We start from the raw sequence: 16,181 nt of genomic DNA on the forward strand, positions 1-16,181 counted from the left end.
TTGCGTAAGTCCTAATTTACGAATTACGAATTACGAACTTGTACTGAGCGTAGCCGAAGTATTACGAATTACGAATTACGAATTATAGTATTGCATCTGGTGATATTCCCAAAGCTTACCTTTCCGTCCGAGTAATTCTTGATATTTACCCTGTTCTACTATTCTTCCTGCTTCTAACACTACGACTTTATCGGCTTTAGCAATAGTAGAAAGACGGTGAGCGATCGCAATTACTGTTCTACCAACAGATAGCTTTTCTAATGAATCTTGGATTAAACGCTCGGATACAGAATCTAAGGCACTAGTTGCTTCATCCAAAATCAAAATTTCTGGGTTCCTTAATAGCGCCCGGGCGATAGCAATTCGCTGTCTTTGTCCTCCAGATAACCTAACACCCCGATCTCCCAATTGAGTATTAAAACCTTCGGGCATTTCTAAAATAAATTCCAGCGCGTTCGCTAGTTTAGCAGCTTCTTGAATTTGCTCATTAGTTGCTTGGGGAGTACCGTAAGCAATATTTTGCCAAACATCAGTATTGAAAATAAAAGTATCTTGACTGACAACAGCTATTTTACGACGTAGAGAGTTAATTTCAAACAGCCCAATATCAAGTTCATCGATATAAATATTTCCCTCTGTAGCATTATAAAATCGAGGAATTAAATCAGCCAGAGTTGTTTTACCAGCACCAGAGGCTCCGACTAATGCAGTCATTTTCCCCTTTTCGATAGTTAAGGTAACATTATGCAACACTATATTTTTGTCATCGTAGCCAAAATCCACAGATACTAAATTTATTGCTCTTTCTAAAGCATTAAACTTAAGTGTTCCATCCTGAAAATAATTTTTATCATCACTTTTGAGCAAGTTTTTAATGTTGTCTGCCGAGCCATGTAGAGTACTGAGGAATGCTCTCGTACCATTAATATCTTGAACAAACGGGATGAAGCGAAATAGTACAAAGAAAAATGTTAGCAAAGAAGCAACTTGTAGTGTTCCATTACTAACCAGGCTAGTAAATGCCAAAATAATCATTCCCACCAACACCGTAGTAGCTACCCCTTCGGCAATTGGCTTGACAAGTGTCCAAGTAAATACAACTTTAGTCGTAGTACTTACTACCTTATCGCTAGCTTTGTAATAACGCTGGCGCTCAAATTCTTGAGTACCACAGGAATGAACTGTGCGAATGCCATTAATAAATTCTATGGCTGTTGATGTAAAATTAGCATTAGCAGTTGTCATGCCAAAACTTGATTCTCTGACCCTGGCATTCAGATTCGATAAACCTACACCTAAAAGTGTAAATAGTAATGCTGAAATTACAGTCAGTTGCCATGATATCAAAAACATTGATATTAAGTAGACAAAAGTTGTGATTCCCCTAGTTATTAAAAAAGCTGCGCCACTGAAACCCTGTCTTATTCTTTCAATTTCTGTGGTTATTGTGTTAATTAGTTCACCAGAACGAGTTTTGGCAAAGTAACTTAACGAGAAGGATTGTAACTGTTCAAAAATTTGCTTACGTAAGCGATCGCCAAAATGCAGTTGAGATAATTCAGTATAGACTTGTCCAAAGTAATTGAAGGCAACACGTAACCAAGTACTTAATAAAATCAGCGAAGATACCCGATACAGACGATTAATTGCCGATGTATTTGCCCCCAATACTAAATTATCAAACCATTCTATTCCTGTTTGGACAGGTTTAGCGTCGGGACTAGTTAAGCTTTGCAAAAATGTCAGTAAAAAACCAATACTTACACCTTCAAAAGTTGCCGCCAGAATTGAGAATATCAGAGCTAAAATTACAATTTTGCGAAAGTGCTTAAATTCTCGCAATAGCAAATAGTTGTCCTGCCAGAAGCTGGAAGCTTTAAGCAGACTACGAAGTTTTTGAGGAAATTGGAAATGCATGGATTTTATAATAGTTTGGCAAGGTAGATAGACCGCTATAGTGCTTTAGCCTCAGTGCGGTAGATGAAACCATCAATTACCTACCGCACAGATAAATTACAGTGTTTGGCTATCTAGATGTAACAGGTGAGACTGTGCTTCTACTTCCCACGAAGCTTTAATTTCTGGTAATTTATTTAGCTGTACTGCATCTTCTAAAGTCCAACAGCAAGATCCGGTTAAACTCATGTCACCCCGCAGCACGTTAAATAACTGTGGCAGATTATCAAGACTGGATTTACCCATCCAACGCCCTAGCGGTGTGATGTTTTGCGTGCGAAACCTCATTGCCCGAAACAGTTTGCCCCGTTCTCCAACACGCCACTCACGGCAAAAAAGTGACCCTGGCGAGTAAACCTGCATTAACACAACCAATCCCAACATGACTGGACTTACTAATAGCAGCAATACGAAAGCAGCAATCCAATCAATTAGCCGCTTGAAGGGTTGCTTAGACAGTTTTTTACTAGCAGATATGCTTAGGAATATTGGTTTTTGTGCTTCTTCACATGCATCTGCCCAAAACCTGAGCAAACCCTCACCCAATTTGGGATCTATGCTTACCAAACTTACCGGAGAATGTTGTAAGCATTCTACTAGCGATCGCTTACTATTTAATGAAGGCAGATATGGTTGTTTCACTCGTCCAGGCGGCTTCACCAACAGCTTACCGCGTCGCCACTGGAGTGTGCAGTACCCACGATTATCTTCGTGTTCCTGGGTTACATCATATAAATTCTCTAGAGTTGGAATTATTGAAGTTGTCATAATGTCTTTGGGTTTATACACGAGTGAATTGCTGAGGCGTTATCAAAGGCTATCAATGCCAAAGACCCAAATCCGAATCTTGTGTCAGTCCAAAAAGTTGGAGATAATTGAGGGCAAAATATGTTATTACTATTTGCCACTCAGAATTCTGCTGGTGTAGAGGTGTACAAATCAACGTTACTATCAATATTCATGAGCAATCAGTATTTTCCGGTAACTACTGACAGTAGAAAAGTGTAGAGGCAAATTACCCATGAATCTATATCGACGTTTAATTGCACTGTGGTGTTTTTTATGTCGATATTAACAAAACCAGTCCCCTGTTGTCTTCTAGCCTTTTTAAAGGTGCTTTAATCTCTAGAATATAAGAGTATATAGAAATAGCGATCGCTCAAATAAATTCTTTATTTACTCTTTAAAGAGCCAGTGATTTCTCTGATAACCCATAAAGATAGCATAAATATACTGAAATTTTCCTGATCGCAATAAAATTAAATTTTGGTTATATAATGCGAAACGCAAGATCCCCGACTTCTTTAAGAAGTCGGGGATCTATCATCTAACGGGGATCTTTCGTCGCCGTACTAACTATTTTTCTACAGCTTGCCGCAGAGCTAATTGCTGTTGTTTGATATAAGGTACGTAATTACTACTAGAGTTTGATACCCCATTAGCTACAACCCCAATTAGATTTAACTTACTCAGCATGGCTGTAGCTTGACTAAGCTGACTTCGCGTCACAATCCCAATGCTTGCCACCATAACCACGCTACGACAAGATGATGCAGTGAGCATGGCATCCACCAAGCCGAGAACTGGGGGAGCATCTATGAGTACCAAATCATAGTTTTCCTCAAATGCTGCCATTAATTCTATCATCCGAGGGGAACTCAACAGATTAGCTGGATCAGCAGGTTTGGGGCCAGCAGTCAAGATATCGATGTAGGCGGAACCTGAATATTGAAAACTAATTTGGTTGGGTAGATTTGCATCACTCGCCAATAAAGTTGAAAGCCCCTGTTCATTAGGAAGATTCAACTGTTCGTGCAGACTAGGATCGCGTAAATTGGCATCAATTAGCAGTACCCTTTTATGTAAACGGGCAGCACTCATTGCCAAACCTAACGCCAAGGCTGATTTACCCTCATCGGCCAAGGCCGAAGTGATCATCAAAGATTTTAAATTAGCAACAGTATTTAAAAGTTCAATGTTTTTGTAAATCAAATCCAGCGATTCCCAACGCGGTGGAGATTGCAATACCTGAATTGTCCAAGGAGCGAGAACTTCTGGCTTACCAAAAGGCAACTTAATCATTGATTCTCTGGGTTTGGCTGGCGGTAATTTGGGAGTTGTTCCCAACAACGGCATGGCCATTTGTTTCTCTAATTCAGCAGTAGTGTGAACCGCATCATCAGCCGATTCTCGAATAAAGGCAGCAATACCTCCTAACATAAACCCAACCACAGCACCTAACAGCAAGTTCTGTTGCAGATTGGGGCCTAATTGTCCGCCTTTTTGAGGTTCTTCTACAACTTCCCAATTAAATCCACCCTTGGAAAGTTCTTGCCGTAATTGCTGTTCTGCTCTTAAAAGTTGCTCTAATCTTTCACGGCTAAATTGCAACTGCGGTAACATCCGATTGTAATAAGCTAAAAGAGGCGGGAAGCGTTTGATTTCAAAACGTAGCTCGTTTTCTTTCTGGGCTAAAGTTTGATCGCGAGCAGTTAAAGCAACTATAGTTGTCTGTGTTTCTACCAACTGACCAGCTAGGCTGAGATCAATTTGCCCAAGCTGTCCTTTTTCCAGAAGAGAGTCTCCATTTGTGAATGCACCAGCAGACTTTTCGCCTAAAGTTCTTCCTACTTCTTGTTGCAATAATTCCTTCTGGCTTTGAAGCTGTTCTTTGAGCTTTTGCACACTCGGAGTTTCATCTGTAAAGCGTAAGCGTTCTTGTGCTAGTGCGAGTTCGCTTTTTTGGATTTCGTTTAGTAAGCCTTGATAGCGAGTAGATTGACTCAAACGAGAAGCAACTAAAGCATTTTGGGGAGAACGGTTAAGTTGTTCTTCTAAAGATTTTTGGCGTGCTAAAGCTTCACCATACTGAGCGCGAGTTGTTTGTCTTTCTTGGGCAATATTATTTAAAGCTGTCTCAATCGCTTTAGCCTGTGATTCTGGATCAATTAAGTTCTGATTTCTGCGAAACCTTTGTAAATTTGTCTCAGCTGCGTTTACTTCTTCACTGGCTTTACTTAACTGTTCTCTGATAATTTGCAGACCTTTTTGTAAACGCGAATTCTGTTGTTCTTTGTTATATTCCACATAAACTTGTCGAATTGCACCCAGAACTTTTTGTGTCTTTTCTGGATCTCCAGCAGTGTATTCAACTTGAAATATTTTAGTAGCAACATTATCTTCTTTGCTCCTTAATTGAGTTAAAACCAAGGAAGCTTTAATTTCAGCTGAACTTATATCTGGATAATCAGATTGAAGTTTATCAACTGCTTTTTGGATAAGTCCCGAACTTTGCATCAAGTTAAGCTGGGTTGCAGTATCTATGACCACATTAGAGTCGGTAAATTGGTTGTCTACGCCCGCTCCTTCTGCTTTACCTTGATAGTTAGGTTCTACTAAAAGTTGCATTGAACTTTTATAAGTTGGCTTGGTTTTTAAAGTTACCATGCCTGCAATAGCAATAGAAGTAATTAATACTGCTAGGAACCAAGGAAATCTTCGCAAAAATACGGCAAACAATTGTCCGTAGCTTGGTTCAGTTTCTGTAACTTGAGTTATATGAGGATTTAGACTACTTTGAACCACTTTTATTATCCTTGTCTTCAAGACTTACGCTAAGAGATATCCCGAATAATACCTATTCTTTTTACGAACCACTCAGAAGGAGAGAGAAAAATAAATAGGTAATCTTATAGTAGAAAGAGATTACTTTATCAAATGAATAATTGCTTTACACCACAAGCTTGGTTAATAATTTGCTCAACCTTCCCAAAAAAGGCATTTTCTGAAAAGTTTGCTACTGCATGATTACGGATGCGATCGTAATCCCAAGAAATGCCATTAGCTTCTAGTAATGCAATTTGTAGAGATTCGGGTGTTTGTCTTTTGAAAAAGACTCCTGTTTCACCTGGAATTTGAGTATCTAATACTCCACCTGCACCATAAGCGATGACTGGTGTACCACTAGCATTAGCCTCTACTGGAACTAATCCGTAGTCTTCTAAGGCTGCGACAATAATAGACTTGGCTTTGGAAAACAAGTCTTTGCGGGTTCTATCACTTACGTGTCCCAAGAACTCAATATTTTTTAATGCTTTGGATTTTAACCGAGCAAGTTCAGGCCCGTCACCTGATATTAATAAGCGCCATCCCAGCCAATTAAAAGCTTCGACTATTATATCAAGACGCTTATAGCTAATCATCCGGGCTGAGGCCAGATAATATTCTTCTTTTATATCGGAAAAAAGAAATTTACTAGTATCAATTGGATAGTTTACCATCATTGCCTTTTTGCCATAAATACTTTCAATACGGCGGGCAACAACACTAGAATTAGCAATGTAAAGGTCAGGCTCCTGTGCATATTTTAGGTCTACCTTTCTCATTACTTGAAATATTTGTTCGATTAAAGGAGCAAAATATCTATAGTCTCCGTACTCTCTTAAATAAGTTGCTGTGTCCCATAAAAAACGGGTGACATTATGGCAAAAACAAATGTGGCAAGCATTGGGATTTTTTCGCACTGCTTTGGCAAAACTGGTGCTACTGCTAATAATTAGATCGTAGTCTTGCAAATCCAAGGAACGAAACGCAGGAAAATATAGAGGAGCCATTGACCTAAAATATTTTACTGCACCAGGAATTTTTTGTAAAAAGGTTGTGTTGACTATGCGATCGCCTAGATCAATAGTTTTGTCTGGATCGTACAGAGATGTGAAAATATCCGCTTCGGGATAGCGCTTACAAAGCAGTTCAAACACACGCTCTGCCCCACCTCGCTGGGTCAAATAATCGTGGACTAGAGCAATTTTCATCAATTTGACCTAAAGTTTCGATCGGGTGTGTTTCAACGCTCCACAGCAAGTTATATGATGTTCGGGCAATTAAGCATAATACCGGGAACCCCACCCCGCCAAAGCTACGCTTTAGCTCCCCTAAGAGGCTGCGGGGAGGAGTTCTTTATTATGGGTAATTTAGTGGACATCATATTACTATCAACAACTCTAGTCTCCCGCAGTATAGCTTCATATCCTCTTCACAAAATTCTGGCTACAAATACGTAAGGGCGTACAGCTAGCTGTATACCCCTACAGCCAAGTCATTTTTTGCAAATATTTTTGGAACCGATATTATCCAACTGCTACCAAGATTTTTTCTGAGGCGAAATAAGTGTTTTGCTCAGATCGTAGTTGGTCGCAGAGTCTACCTTCAGGCAATTCTACATCCTCATAAGTGAGGACTTGATCCTTAGAAATATCTCGTTTGAGGCGACATCCTTCGGCTAAACCAATTGGTAGAAGATTTTGCTGTTGGACGATATCGGAATTTTCACATTGTCCGTAGGTCATGTAGTAACCGATGCCATCTAGGGTTTCTCCTGCTTTCAGGTCAATTTTGGCAGTGGTGATAACATCTACCAAGGGGCCTGCTAGTGGAGACATAACCGCATCACCGAACAGAACAGCACGCGCTACGGACAAGGGAACTTCAAAATGACAGAGGTGATAAGGAGTATGGAAGCTGTAAAGGGGGCCTTCGCCTAATTTGTATAAGTTGAGATAGTGGCGTTGCTTGGGGTCGTCGTGAGTGGCAAATACATATACGCCTGGGCCTGGTTTTGCTCCAACTACATAATCGACAATGCCGCCCAGTTCTTTGAGTTGTTCAACATCATATAGCTGGGTCATTTCATCGACATAACCGTTGAAGTCATATCCCAACATTCCCCGTTTGGCGACTTTCATCCCTGTGGCATTGGCAACGATCGCTTGCTCAAAGGAAATTTTGGTTCCGTCAGCGAAGCTAGCCACCATGTGAGGCTTTTGACCCCAACGTTTAGCAAATCCTTCCTGAGTGGTGGGATTGCGATAGGGGTCTTGGAGTCCTTTAATGTTACCGCACAATAAAGGAGTTAGACCAATGCTTTTTACAAAGCGGTAAAGGTTCATTTGCACCCCTGGCTGATCGCCATCACAGGCGCTGAGAATCACACCTGCTTTGTCAGCATAGACTTTCAGGATGGGGCCAATGGTGCCGTCGAGTTCGGCGTTCATCATGATCACATGTTTGCAATGGGCGATCGCTTCCATAACGATGTGAGCGCCAAATTCCACTGCACCTGTGACTTCGATTAATGCATCGATGCCCTGGGCTTGACACAGTAACTTAGCGTCTTCTGTGACTGCATATTTACCGTTTGCGATCGCATCTTCTAATTCGCTGACAGTTGCCACAACTTGAATATCTTCAATTCCTGCTTCCGAATAAGCTTGTTTAGCTGCATCAATCTGGCGATTGGAGATAGCAACTAACTCCATTCCTGGCACTGAATTGACAATTTGGTTGGCAATTCCTCGACCCATAAAACCAGCACCAATCATTCCCACTTTGATGGGATTTCCTGCTGCTGCACGGGCTTGTAAGGCGCGATCGATAATAATCATGAACTAAACTCCTTTTTGGAACTGTTGGTTGTGATACAAATTCTGGATAATTTTGCACTTAATAATTTTTTACAGCTAAATATTAAGTACATTTTCATGGGGATGAAAATTAGCTTGCACCAAGCGACTATAAGTCACGGCTACACAGATAAAATCCACCTGCGCGGGTTTTAAACCCTTAATTTTTATCAGTCCGCGCAGGCGGACGAAAGTTTGTATAGCCGCGATTTCTAATCACCAGGGCTAAATACTAACTGGTTGTTTGCTAGATGCTGTGGAAGCAGTCTGTTTTTCCTGGCTGTGATTTTCAATAATTTGCTCCACAACATTTTTGTAAACTTGAGCAAACTTTTCTTTGGTATGATTTGCTCTTGCGTATTCCCATGCTTTAAGAGACATCAGCTTTAGGTCTTCAACAGGCAAGTTGGAAATATTTCTAACTTTGTCCTTAATTTCTTCAACGGAAAGATTATCGAAAATCACACCGAAATCGTGAACATCTACACCAGATTCGTAGCTCAAAATCGGGATTAACCCGGCTTGTAAGCAACTGATTACTGCTCCTGACTGTCCTTCAGAAACAGAAGGATAAACAAGCCCTAAACAGTTATTTGTCACTTCTATAAAGTCAGGACTACTAACATCAATCCAACCATAAGTGTGGATATTAGGTGTTTCGTATAGTTCCTTATAGAAAGCTTGCTCAAATTCTTTGTCATTACTTACCGGGCCACAAACTGTTAAATGATATTCCGGCATTTGGGCAAAGGCATCTAAAACTAAATCTAATCCTTTGAGGACTAAAGCACTACCACCAAACCACAGAAAACGCTTTCTTACCGTTTCCAAATCTTTATTGTCGGGATAAGGATAAACCACAGGCGAAGAAATTGGGATGCGATACATCGGTTTGTTGGCATACTTGAATGTATCAGTTGTGAAATCATTACCCAACACAATCGCGCAATCGGCATATTCAATTCCTAAGTTAGGAACTTCAAATCGCTGAGGTTTTAAGGTGATACCTTTGCGCCGTTGTAATTCTAGAAGCCTGTTGCATTCTGCTGCATTGCGAAACACCATATTAGCAATGTCAACGTGGAAAATCTTGATGCAATCTTTATTGAGTTTTGGTGCAAGCGCTTCCATTCGATGACGGATATCAATGAAAAATGCGTAATCTTTTTGAGGAACGAATTTATCATTGTGGAACTGGATAACATCAACGTTGTAACCCAAGTCTAAAAAAGTTTGGGCTATTTGCCAAACTTCCCAGTACCAAGTATGGTCTTTAGGCATTGGCTGACCAGGTTTTAAGAGGAATGGCTCAATCCGATAAGAAAGAAGTACATTTCCTTTGGAAGCCTGTTTAGGCTTTAGAGAAACAACCTGTAAATTCTTAGCGTAATTGATTCGAGCTTGGACTTTTTTAGAGACAAAAGAGATAGTATTACCGACACGAGATAGAATATTATTTGGCATTTATTTCTACCCTAATTAATTATTGTATTACCTCATGAACAGTAGCCAGTGTGTTGTAGTAGTACAATGTCTAAGCTAGTAATCAAAAGTTTGTAGTAAGCACAAAGCGTGCTTAGAGGATAAGGACTAAAGTCCTTACTACGAACTTACCCATCAATTTAAACTTGACATACGACTAGTACTCTGTCCCATTAATTTTGCGGGGCTGCGAGATCCCCGACTTCGCAGAAGTTGTCGGGGATGTGAACACCACGAACCTCTGAAAACTTTTGGGACATACGACTAGTGGTCTATCCCATTAATTCTGATAGTTGAATCGGGAGCATCCCGTCAGGTGCAAAAACCTTGATAGCCCTCATCCCCTAACCCTAAATCGCATCATTTGGGATTCGGGGAACTAGAATTATGTCTCCCCTCTCCCATATAACGGGAGAGGGGCTGGCGGTGAGAGAAAAGATTTAAGCAAATTGCGATGCTCCCGTTGAATCAAATTTCACTTTCTTTCTTTCTTTCTTTCTTTCTTCGCGCTCTTTGCGTCCTTTGCGGTTCGTTCTCTTATCACTCAAAATTAATGAGATAGACTACTAGTTCGCTGCACTGAAACACCTAGTGCAGAGAAAGAGTCTATAGTTATCTGGAAACTGTACCGCCAACAGTCATCATTCTCAACAAAGGCCAATTTAAATCTTTCTCAGATATTTCAGTCATATCTAAAGGCCAATCAATGGCAAAGAATGGGTCATCATAGCGTAAACCTCTTTCATATCCTGGCGTGTAAAATTCACCCACTTGATATAGAACTTCAGTCTCATCTCTGAGTGCTTGATAGCCATGAGCAAACATTTCTGGAACATACAAAGCGCGGCGGTTTTCTGGGGTTAGCTCTACACCAATGTGTGATAAAAAGCTAGGAGATTCTGGACGCATATCAATAATTACATCATAGATAGCACCTTTAGTACAGCGAATTAATTTTGTTTCTGCGGCTGGCAGAATTTGATAGTGCATTCCCCTGATAGTGCCTTTTTTATAATTAAAAGACAGGTTACATTGGGCAACTGTTGGCTTTAACCCGTGTGCCTCAAATTCTTGAGCGCAGAAAGACCGAGCAAAAAAACCACGGTGGTCAGGCTTTTCTTCTAAGTCAATAATGAATGCGTCTTTGAGTGCAGTTTCGGTGAAAATCATTATGATTCCTTTGAGATGAATGTTGAGTAAAAAAATAAACGAACCGCAGAGGCGCAGAGGGCGCAGAGAGATGAGAGTTTGAGAGATATTTTGTATCAGTAATCTACAAATTTCATTGGGTGCAACTCCTTTCTTTCTCTTCCTCTGTGTTCTCTGTGCCTCTGCGGTTAATTAAATTAGATATTGTTCCGGCGAGAATGTTTTTAAGTTGATACTTTAACTGCATCAGATGCAGAATGTAACTCTGCTCTAGGATAAGTATCATCCCAGTATTGGGTACAGAGGTCTGGTCTTTCAGGAGGATTGGCAGTGTAACACAAGAATAGTGTTGATCGGTTTTCTGTGCGAACTGTGCCGTGATGCAAAGCATTTTTCGTATCTACAAGAATCACAGTACCGGCTGGACCTGGGCAGGATTTCCAAGCTGATTTGGGGATGACTGGTTTTACTTGTTCATCGTCGATACCCATATAACGTGACTTCCAAAGTTTGTAGTAAAGTTGAAAATAATTCCAACTAAATAAGGAAGTTAAAGAGCGAGGGATGTATTCAAAAGGCCCAGTTTTTTCTTCTACATCATTCAAGTAAATAATGATTTTGATAATCCGACGGTCTTCTGCATCGCTATGCCATAACAGCGTGCCAAACTGATGTTTATTATTAAAATCTATGCGTAAATGTACACCATGAAAAGCAATAGGAAGACCAATGTAATTTTCGATGATATTGAGCAGTCTTTTCTCAATTCCCCAGGCATAAAATTCTGGTAAACCTGTAACTGTGGAAATTTGGGGTAACTTTTGCTCTAGATGGTCGTTGTTGGGATTTTCCATCTGAGACAATTGATGATAAGAAGCTTTCAGCAGTTCTGAGCTAGAGTTGAACCCTAAATCTGCAAGTGTTGTGACGTAAACACCATCTTTTTTGAGAGCATTTAGGATGGTGCGATCGCTTCCTTCTAATGCTGGCAAATTTCTGCTATGCTTCCAACGGGCTACGTAATATTCAAAGTCAGAAGACAGTGTAGATATTTTGTGCTTAATTGCATTAAACATGGCGTAAATCCTCCTATTTTTGATACATATTTGTTAGCAATTTAAGAGCTTAGGGCTTATAAGTCCCTACTTCTTGATTCGGTATTTCGCTTGATTCTGCTAAACCGAATTCTTTAGAAACCATCACGTCAAAAGCACACAAGCTGACTAAAGCCAAAAATGGAACTACTATCTTGATGGCGGACATCGGCCATCTTCTTAAAGCACCCAAGAAAACTTTCCAGTTGACTTCTTTACTGTTATGCAAAAGCATCCGTCTACAAAACTGCTTAGAATATCCATTCTCTTCAAGTTTCAAAATCACTTCAGGTATATGTTTGTATTGCATTAACAGTGCAGACTTTGGTTCTTTCTGCCAGTAACTCACACCAACAACACATTCCAAATAAGTCTCTTTAGTAACAATTACATTACCATTTGCAGCACAATAACCGGCTAAATAAGCTAAAGATATCCAGTTATTCTCTGCATCTTGCCAATTTTTTAGAGCGCGTTTCACTAAATCAGTGCGGTAGATTGTAGCAGTCAGAAAAATAACTGCACCAACACTTTTTGAGAAACAATGTTCAAATATAGCTTTACCATCATCATCACCATTTTCACTATCTATATCAAACCAGCGATTACCAACAATTGTGGGTGGATGAACTGGTTCACCAGTAATTTGGTTACGCCCGGAAAAGTTAAGGAACAATAATGATAAATCTTCATGTTGTTTGAGCTTGCTAATCACATAAGCAATAGCTCTATCTTGAATTGGATCATCATCACCAATTGTCCAAACATATTTTGTTGTTGTAGAATTTAGGCAATACATAATATTTTTGACCACGCCTAAATTTTTAGGATTCTTATTTGATTTAAATGTAATATTACTAAGTATTACTTGCCATTTTTGGATCACCTCTTGAGTATTGTCTGTTGAATAATTATCAGAAACTAAAATCTCACAATCGGCTTCAAAACCTTTAATAGCTTGAGCTAACCATGCTAATTGTTTATCAAGTAACCCAGCCCGATTAAATGTAGGAATGGCAATGGTAAGCAATTTATTCATATTAAGTTCAATTCTGTATTTAAGAAGAATTGGCAGGAACAACAGCTTATTAATTACTAAGTTGCTTTTTCATCTAATTGTTTTTGATTCAATAACCAATTTTTCCAGGAGATACGCTTTTTAATTACTTTTCAATAACCGTTTATTATCCTAGCAATTAAATGATTAGTAGCAAAAAGCGTATCTTCCCTCACATTTAGTAATTACAAGGTTATTAAAAGCCGATCAGGAAGAGGACATGGATAAATTTTAACTTCAGGAATTGGTACTACAAACTGTCCACCCCACTCGCCAATAAATGCCATTTGTTCCATAATTTCTTCCTTGAGATTCCAAGGCAATATTAGGAGATAATCTGGTTTGGTTTCGCGGATTTTATCTGGTTCAAAGATGGGAATATGAGTTCCAGGTAGAAATAATCCCTGCTTGTAGGGATTGCAATCTACTGTGTAATCGATAAAATCTTTACCAATTCCACAGTAATTGAGCAATGTATTACCTTTAGCAGGTGCGCCATAACCAGCGATTGATTTACCTTCTGCTTTAGCCGTCAAGAAAAAATTTAATAGCTTGCGCTTTGTTTCTTTGACTTTTTCTCCAAATGTAATGTAAGTCTCTATCTGATGCAGCCTAGCGGCGATTTCTTTTGCTTTCAGATGGCTAACTCGGTCGCTAATCCTGTGATTATCAGCGTAGTCATGTTTAGCATAAATTCTTAAAGAACCGCCGTGAGTTGGTAATTCCTCTACGTCAAAAAGTTGCAAGTTATGTGCTGCAAAAATTTTTTCGATAGTGAGGAATGAAAAATAAGAAAAATGCTCGTGATAGATAGTATCAAACTGATTCTGTTGAATAAGCTGCAAAATGTGAGGAAACTCCATCGTCAAAATGCCATTAGGTTTGAGGATGAGTTTGATTCCAGCTATGAAATCATTTAAATCTGGTACATGAGCTAAAACATTATTACCTATCAAAAGGTCAGCTAGTTTTCCTTTTATCACAAGTTCTTTAGCAGTTTCAACTCCAAAAAACTTGTTAATACTAGGAATGCCTCTATTTTCAGCAACTTTAGCTATATTTGCTGCTGGTTCTATTCCTAAAACAGGGATTCCCTTTTCTAAAAAATATTGCAGTAGGTAGCCGTCATTACTGGCAATTTCAATAACTTGATTGTGATGATTAAAGCCAAAGTTTTCTACCATCATATCCGTGTAATCCTTGGCGTGTTTTAGCCAACTTACCGAGTATGAAGAAAAATAAGCATAATCGCTGAAAATGTGATCTGGTGTTTCAAACTGTTCTAATTGAACTAAAAGAGTGTCTTCAGAAACATAAGCTTGGAGAGGATAAAACTTCTCGGCATTATTTAGTTTTTCTGCTGTCAAATAAGCATTTGCGAAGGGCGACATTCCTAGATCAATAAAGGTTTTGTGCAGGGGTTGACCACTGAAACGACATTTTGCGATCGCCATAAACTTTAGCTCACTAATTGCAAATAATTTGATATATTAAATAAGTCCGAATCAAATAATTTTGATCCGGAAAGTTAGATTATTTTTTCGCTCCTATTCGGCTACTCTACCTACTTTTTATTCCAGAAAAAATCTTTGTCAATTTGCTCGGTACGAATTAGATACTCTAGCTGTTTTAAGCGGGTAAATCCTCTAAACAAGAAAGTATCTTCAGCCATGTGTATTTGACTGAATAAATCAAATAACTGCTGGGCACCAAGTCGGGCATTCCAATCACACTTAAATCCAGGTAGAATTGTGTTGATTTTCTCGAAGGATACCCGGTAGCTGCGATTATCTGAACCGTTGTTACCAAAGGACAATTTACAATCTGGGAAAATATCAGCAATAATTTCTGCGATTTCTTTGACGCGATAGTTATTTGCTGTATCTCCCACGTTGAAGATTTGGTTATGTACGATGTCCCGTGGTGCTTCTATGGCGCAGACTATTGCTTTGCAAATATCCAGTGCGTGGACTAATGGCCGCCAGGGTGTACCATCACTGGTCATTTTGATTTGTTTGCTAGTCCATGCCAACCCTGCTAAGTTGTTTAAAACAATATCAAAGCGCATTCTGGGAGAAGCACCAAAGGCAGTTGCATTCCGCATAAATGTAGGAGAGAAGTCATCATCAGCAAGTGGTCTGACATCTGTTTCTACGAGAGTTTTGCATTCTGCATAGGCTGTTTGGGGATTAACTGGGGATTCTTCTGTGACATCACCTGCGGTAGCAACACCGTAGACGCTGCACGAAGACATATATACAAAGCGTCGCACACCCATAGCTTTAGCTAGGCTAGCTAGACGAACTGAACCTACATGATTAATTTCGTAGGTAATATTAGGTGCTAATTGTCCGGCTGGGTCGTTGGAGAGTTCCGCCATGTGAACTATTGCTTCAACACCTTCTAAATCATCAGGGGTGATGTTGCGGATATCTTTGTTGAGGGTTTTGGGTGTCACCCCATTAGCGTTGTACAGCCAACCAACTTTATAAAAACCAGTATCTAGACCAATAACTTCATGTCCCCGTTCAATTAACAGAGGTGGTAATAACGAACCAAGATAGCCTTCTGTTCCAGTTACTAATATTTTCATTGTAGTTAATGCCTTTGTATTGATGAGTTAAATTAGGGGCGCACAGATGTTCGCCCTACTATGTGTTGCATCCAAGAGGGAACCGCTATATTTTTCGTTTGTATGTAAATAACCTCACTTCCATTCCTCTCTTCCTTTGAGGAGAGAGGCTTTGAATCTTACTCCCATTCCCTTGTAGGGAAGGGGTTGGGGGTTAGGTCATTGGACTCAACCCAGAAGCGCTATATGTAACTCGGTTAACAGTCATTACATAGTTTGCCGACTAACCTATTGGTAACAGCACTCTATAGCGGTTCTTAATTGATGCACTACACTTTCTTGTGGGATGGTTAAGATACCCGTCCCTTGTATTTCCAGGCTGTAAAAGATGCCCACTATACAAGATTCAT

At 39.7% G+C, this 16,181-nt stretch carries 11 protein-coding genes; all 11 read right to left on the reverse strand.

Going from position 1 to position 16,181, the window contains the following annotated elements; all coding sequences use genetic code 11:
* Positions 1 to 75: 75 nt before the first annotated feature.
* Positions 76 to 1,917, reverse strand: a complete 1,842-nt coding sequence (gene hepA, locus V7K32_RS25000) for a heterocyst formation ABC transporter subunit HepA (protein WP_334997013.1) — start codon at positions 1,915 to 1,917, stop codon at positions 76 to 78.
* 96 nt (positions 1,918 to 2,013) lie between these two features.
* Positions 2,014 to 2,724 (reverse strand): heterocyst development glycosyltransferase HepC, encoded by a 711-nt coding sequence (gene hepC / locus V7K32_RS25005; protein WP_334997015.1) that lies wholly within the window; start codon positions 2,722 to 2,724, stop codon positions 2,014 to 2,016.
* A gap of 588 nt (positions 2,725 to 3,312) precedes the next feature.
* A complete protein-coding gene (locus tag V7K32_RS25010; protein WP_334997017.1) occupies positions 3,313 to 5,541 on the reverse strand; it encodes a GumC family protein in 2,229 nt (742 codons plus the stop codon).
* 128 nt (positions 5,542 to 5,669) lie between these two features.
* Positions 5,670 to 6,770, reverse strand: coding sequence for a glycosyltransferase (locus tag V7K32_RS25015; protein ID WP_334997019.1), 1,101 nt, complete (start codon positions 6,768 to 6,770; stop codon positions 5,670 to 5,672).
* A gap of 315 nt (positions 6,771 to 7,085) precedes the next feature.
* A complete protein-coding gene (locus V7K32_RS25020) occupies positions 7,086 to 8,399 on the reverse strand; it encodes an NAD(P)H-dependent oxidoreductase (protein WP_334997021.1) in 1,314 nt (437 codons plus the stop codon).
* Between the two features lie 243 nt (positions 8,400 to 8,642).
* Entirely contained in the window at positions 8,643 to 9,881 is a 1,239-nt protein-coding gene (locus V7K32_RS25025) for a glycosyltransferase (RefSeq protein ID WP_334997023.1), read from the reverse strand.
* Positions 9,882 to 10,511: 630 nt separating this feature from the next.
* Positions 10,512 to 11,069 (reverse strand): dTDP-4-dehydrorhamnose 3,5-epimerase, encoded by a 558-nt coding sequence (rfbC, locus tag V7K32_RS25030; RefSeq protein WP_334997025.1) that lies wholly within the window; start codon positions 11,067 to 11,069, stop codon positions 10,512 to 10,514.
* A 203-nt stretch (positions 11,070 to 11,272) separates the two neighbouring features.
* Positions 11,273 to 12,124, reverse strand: a complete 852-nt coding sequence (locus tag V7K32_RS25035) for a phytanoyl-CoA dioxygenase (protein ID WP_334997027.1) — start codon at positions 12,122 to 12,124, stop codon at positions 11,273 to 11,275.
* Between the two features lie 49 nt (positions 12,125 to 12,173).
* Positions 12,174 to 13,181: a glycosyltransferase family 2 protein gene (locus V7K32_RS25040; protein ID WP_334997029.1), complete on the reverse strand. Its 1,008-nt coding sequence runs from the start codon at positions 13,179 to 13,181 to the stop codon at positions 12,174 to 12,176.
* A 203-nt stretch (positions 13,182 to 13,384) separates the two neighbouring features.
* Positions 13,385 to 14,653, reverse strand: coding sequence for a class I SAM-dependent methyltransferase (locus tag V7K32_RS25045; RefSeq protein ID WP_334997031.1), 1,269 nt, complete (start codon positions 14,651 to 14,653; stop codon positions 13,385 to 13,387).
* A gap of 110 nt (positions 14,654 to 14,763) precedes the next feature.
* Entirely contained in the window at positions 14,764 to 15,792 is a 1,029-nt protein-coding gene (locus V7K32_RS25050; protein ID WP_334997033.1) for an NAD-dependent epimerase/dehydratase family protein, read from the reverse strand.
* Positions 15,793 to 16,181 lie beyond the last annotated feature (389 nt).

It is taken from the genome of Nostoc sp. (assembly GCF_036917635.1).
Taxonomy (GTDB): domain Bacteria; phylum Cyanobacteriota; class Cyanobacteriia; order Cyanobacteriales; family Nostocaceae; genus Nostoc.

Coding starts and splice junctions, on each gene's coding strand:
- V7K32_RS25050 (WP_334997033.1), bottom strand. CDS start 15,792: ATGAAAATATTAGTAACTGGAACAGAAGGCTATCTTGGTTCGTTATTA.
- hepC (WP_334997015.1), bottom strand. CDS start 2,724: ATGACAACTTCAATAATTCCAACTCTAGAGAATTTATATGATGTAACC.
- V7K32_RS25040 (WP_334997029.1), bottom strand. CDS start 13,181: ATGAATAAATTGCTTACCATTGCCATTCCTACATTTAATCGGGCTGGG.
- V7K32_RS25025 (WP_334997023.1), bottom strand. CDS start 9,881: ATGCCAAATAATATTCTATCTCGTGTCGGTAATACTATCTCTTTTGTC.
- hepA (WP_334997013.1), bottom strand. CDS start 1,917: ATGCATTTCCAATTTCCTCAAAAACTTCGTAGTCTGCTTAAAGCTTCC.
- V7K32_RS25020 (WP_334997021.1), bottom strand. CDS start 8,399: ATGATTATTATCGATCGCGCCTTACAAGCCCGTGCAGCAGCAGGAAAT.
- V7K32_RS25045 (WP_334997031.1), bottom strand. CDS start 14,653: ATGGCGATCGCAAAATGTCGTTTCAGTGGTCAACCCCTGCACAAAACC.
- rfbC (WP_334997025.1), bottom strand. CDS start 11,069: ATGATTTTCACCGAAACTGCACTCAAAGACGCATTCATTATTGACTTA.
- V7K32_RS25035 (WP_334997027.1), bottom strand. CDS start 12,124: ATGTTTAATGCAATTAAGCACAAAATATCTACACTGTCTTCTGACTTT.
- V7K32_RS25015 (WP_334997019.1), bottom strand. CDS start 6,770: ATGAAAATTGCTCTAGTCCACGATTATTTGACCCAGCGAGGTGGGGCA.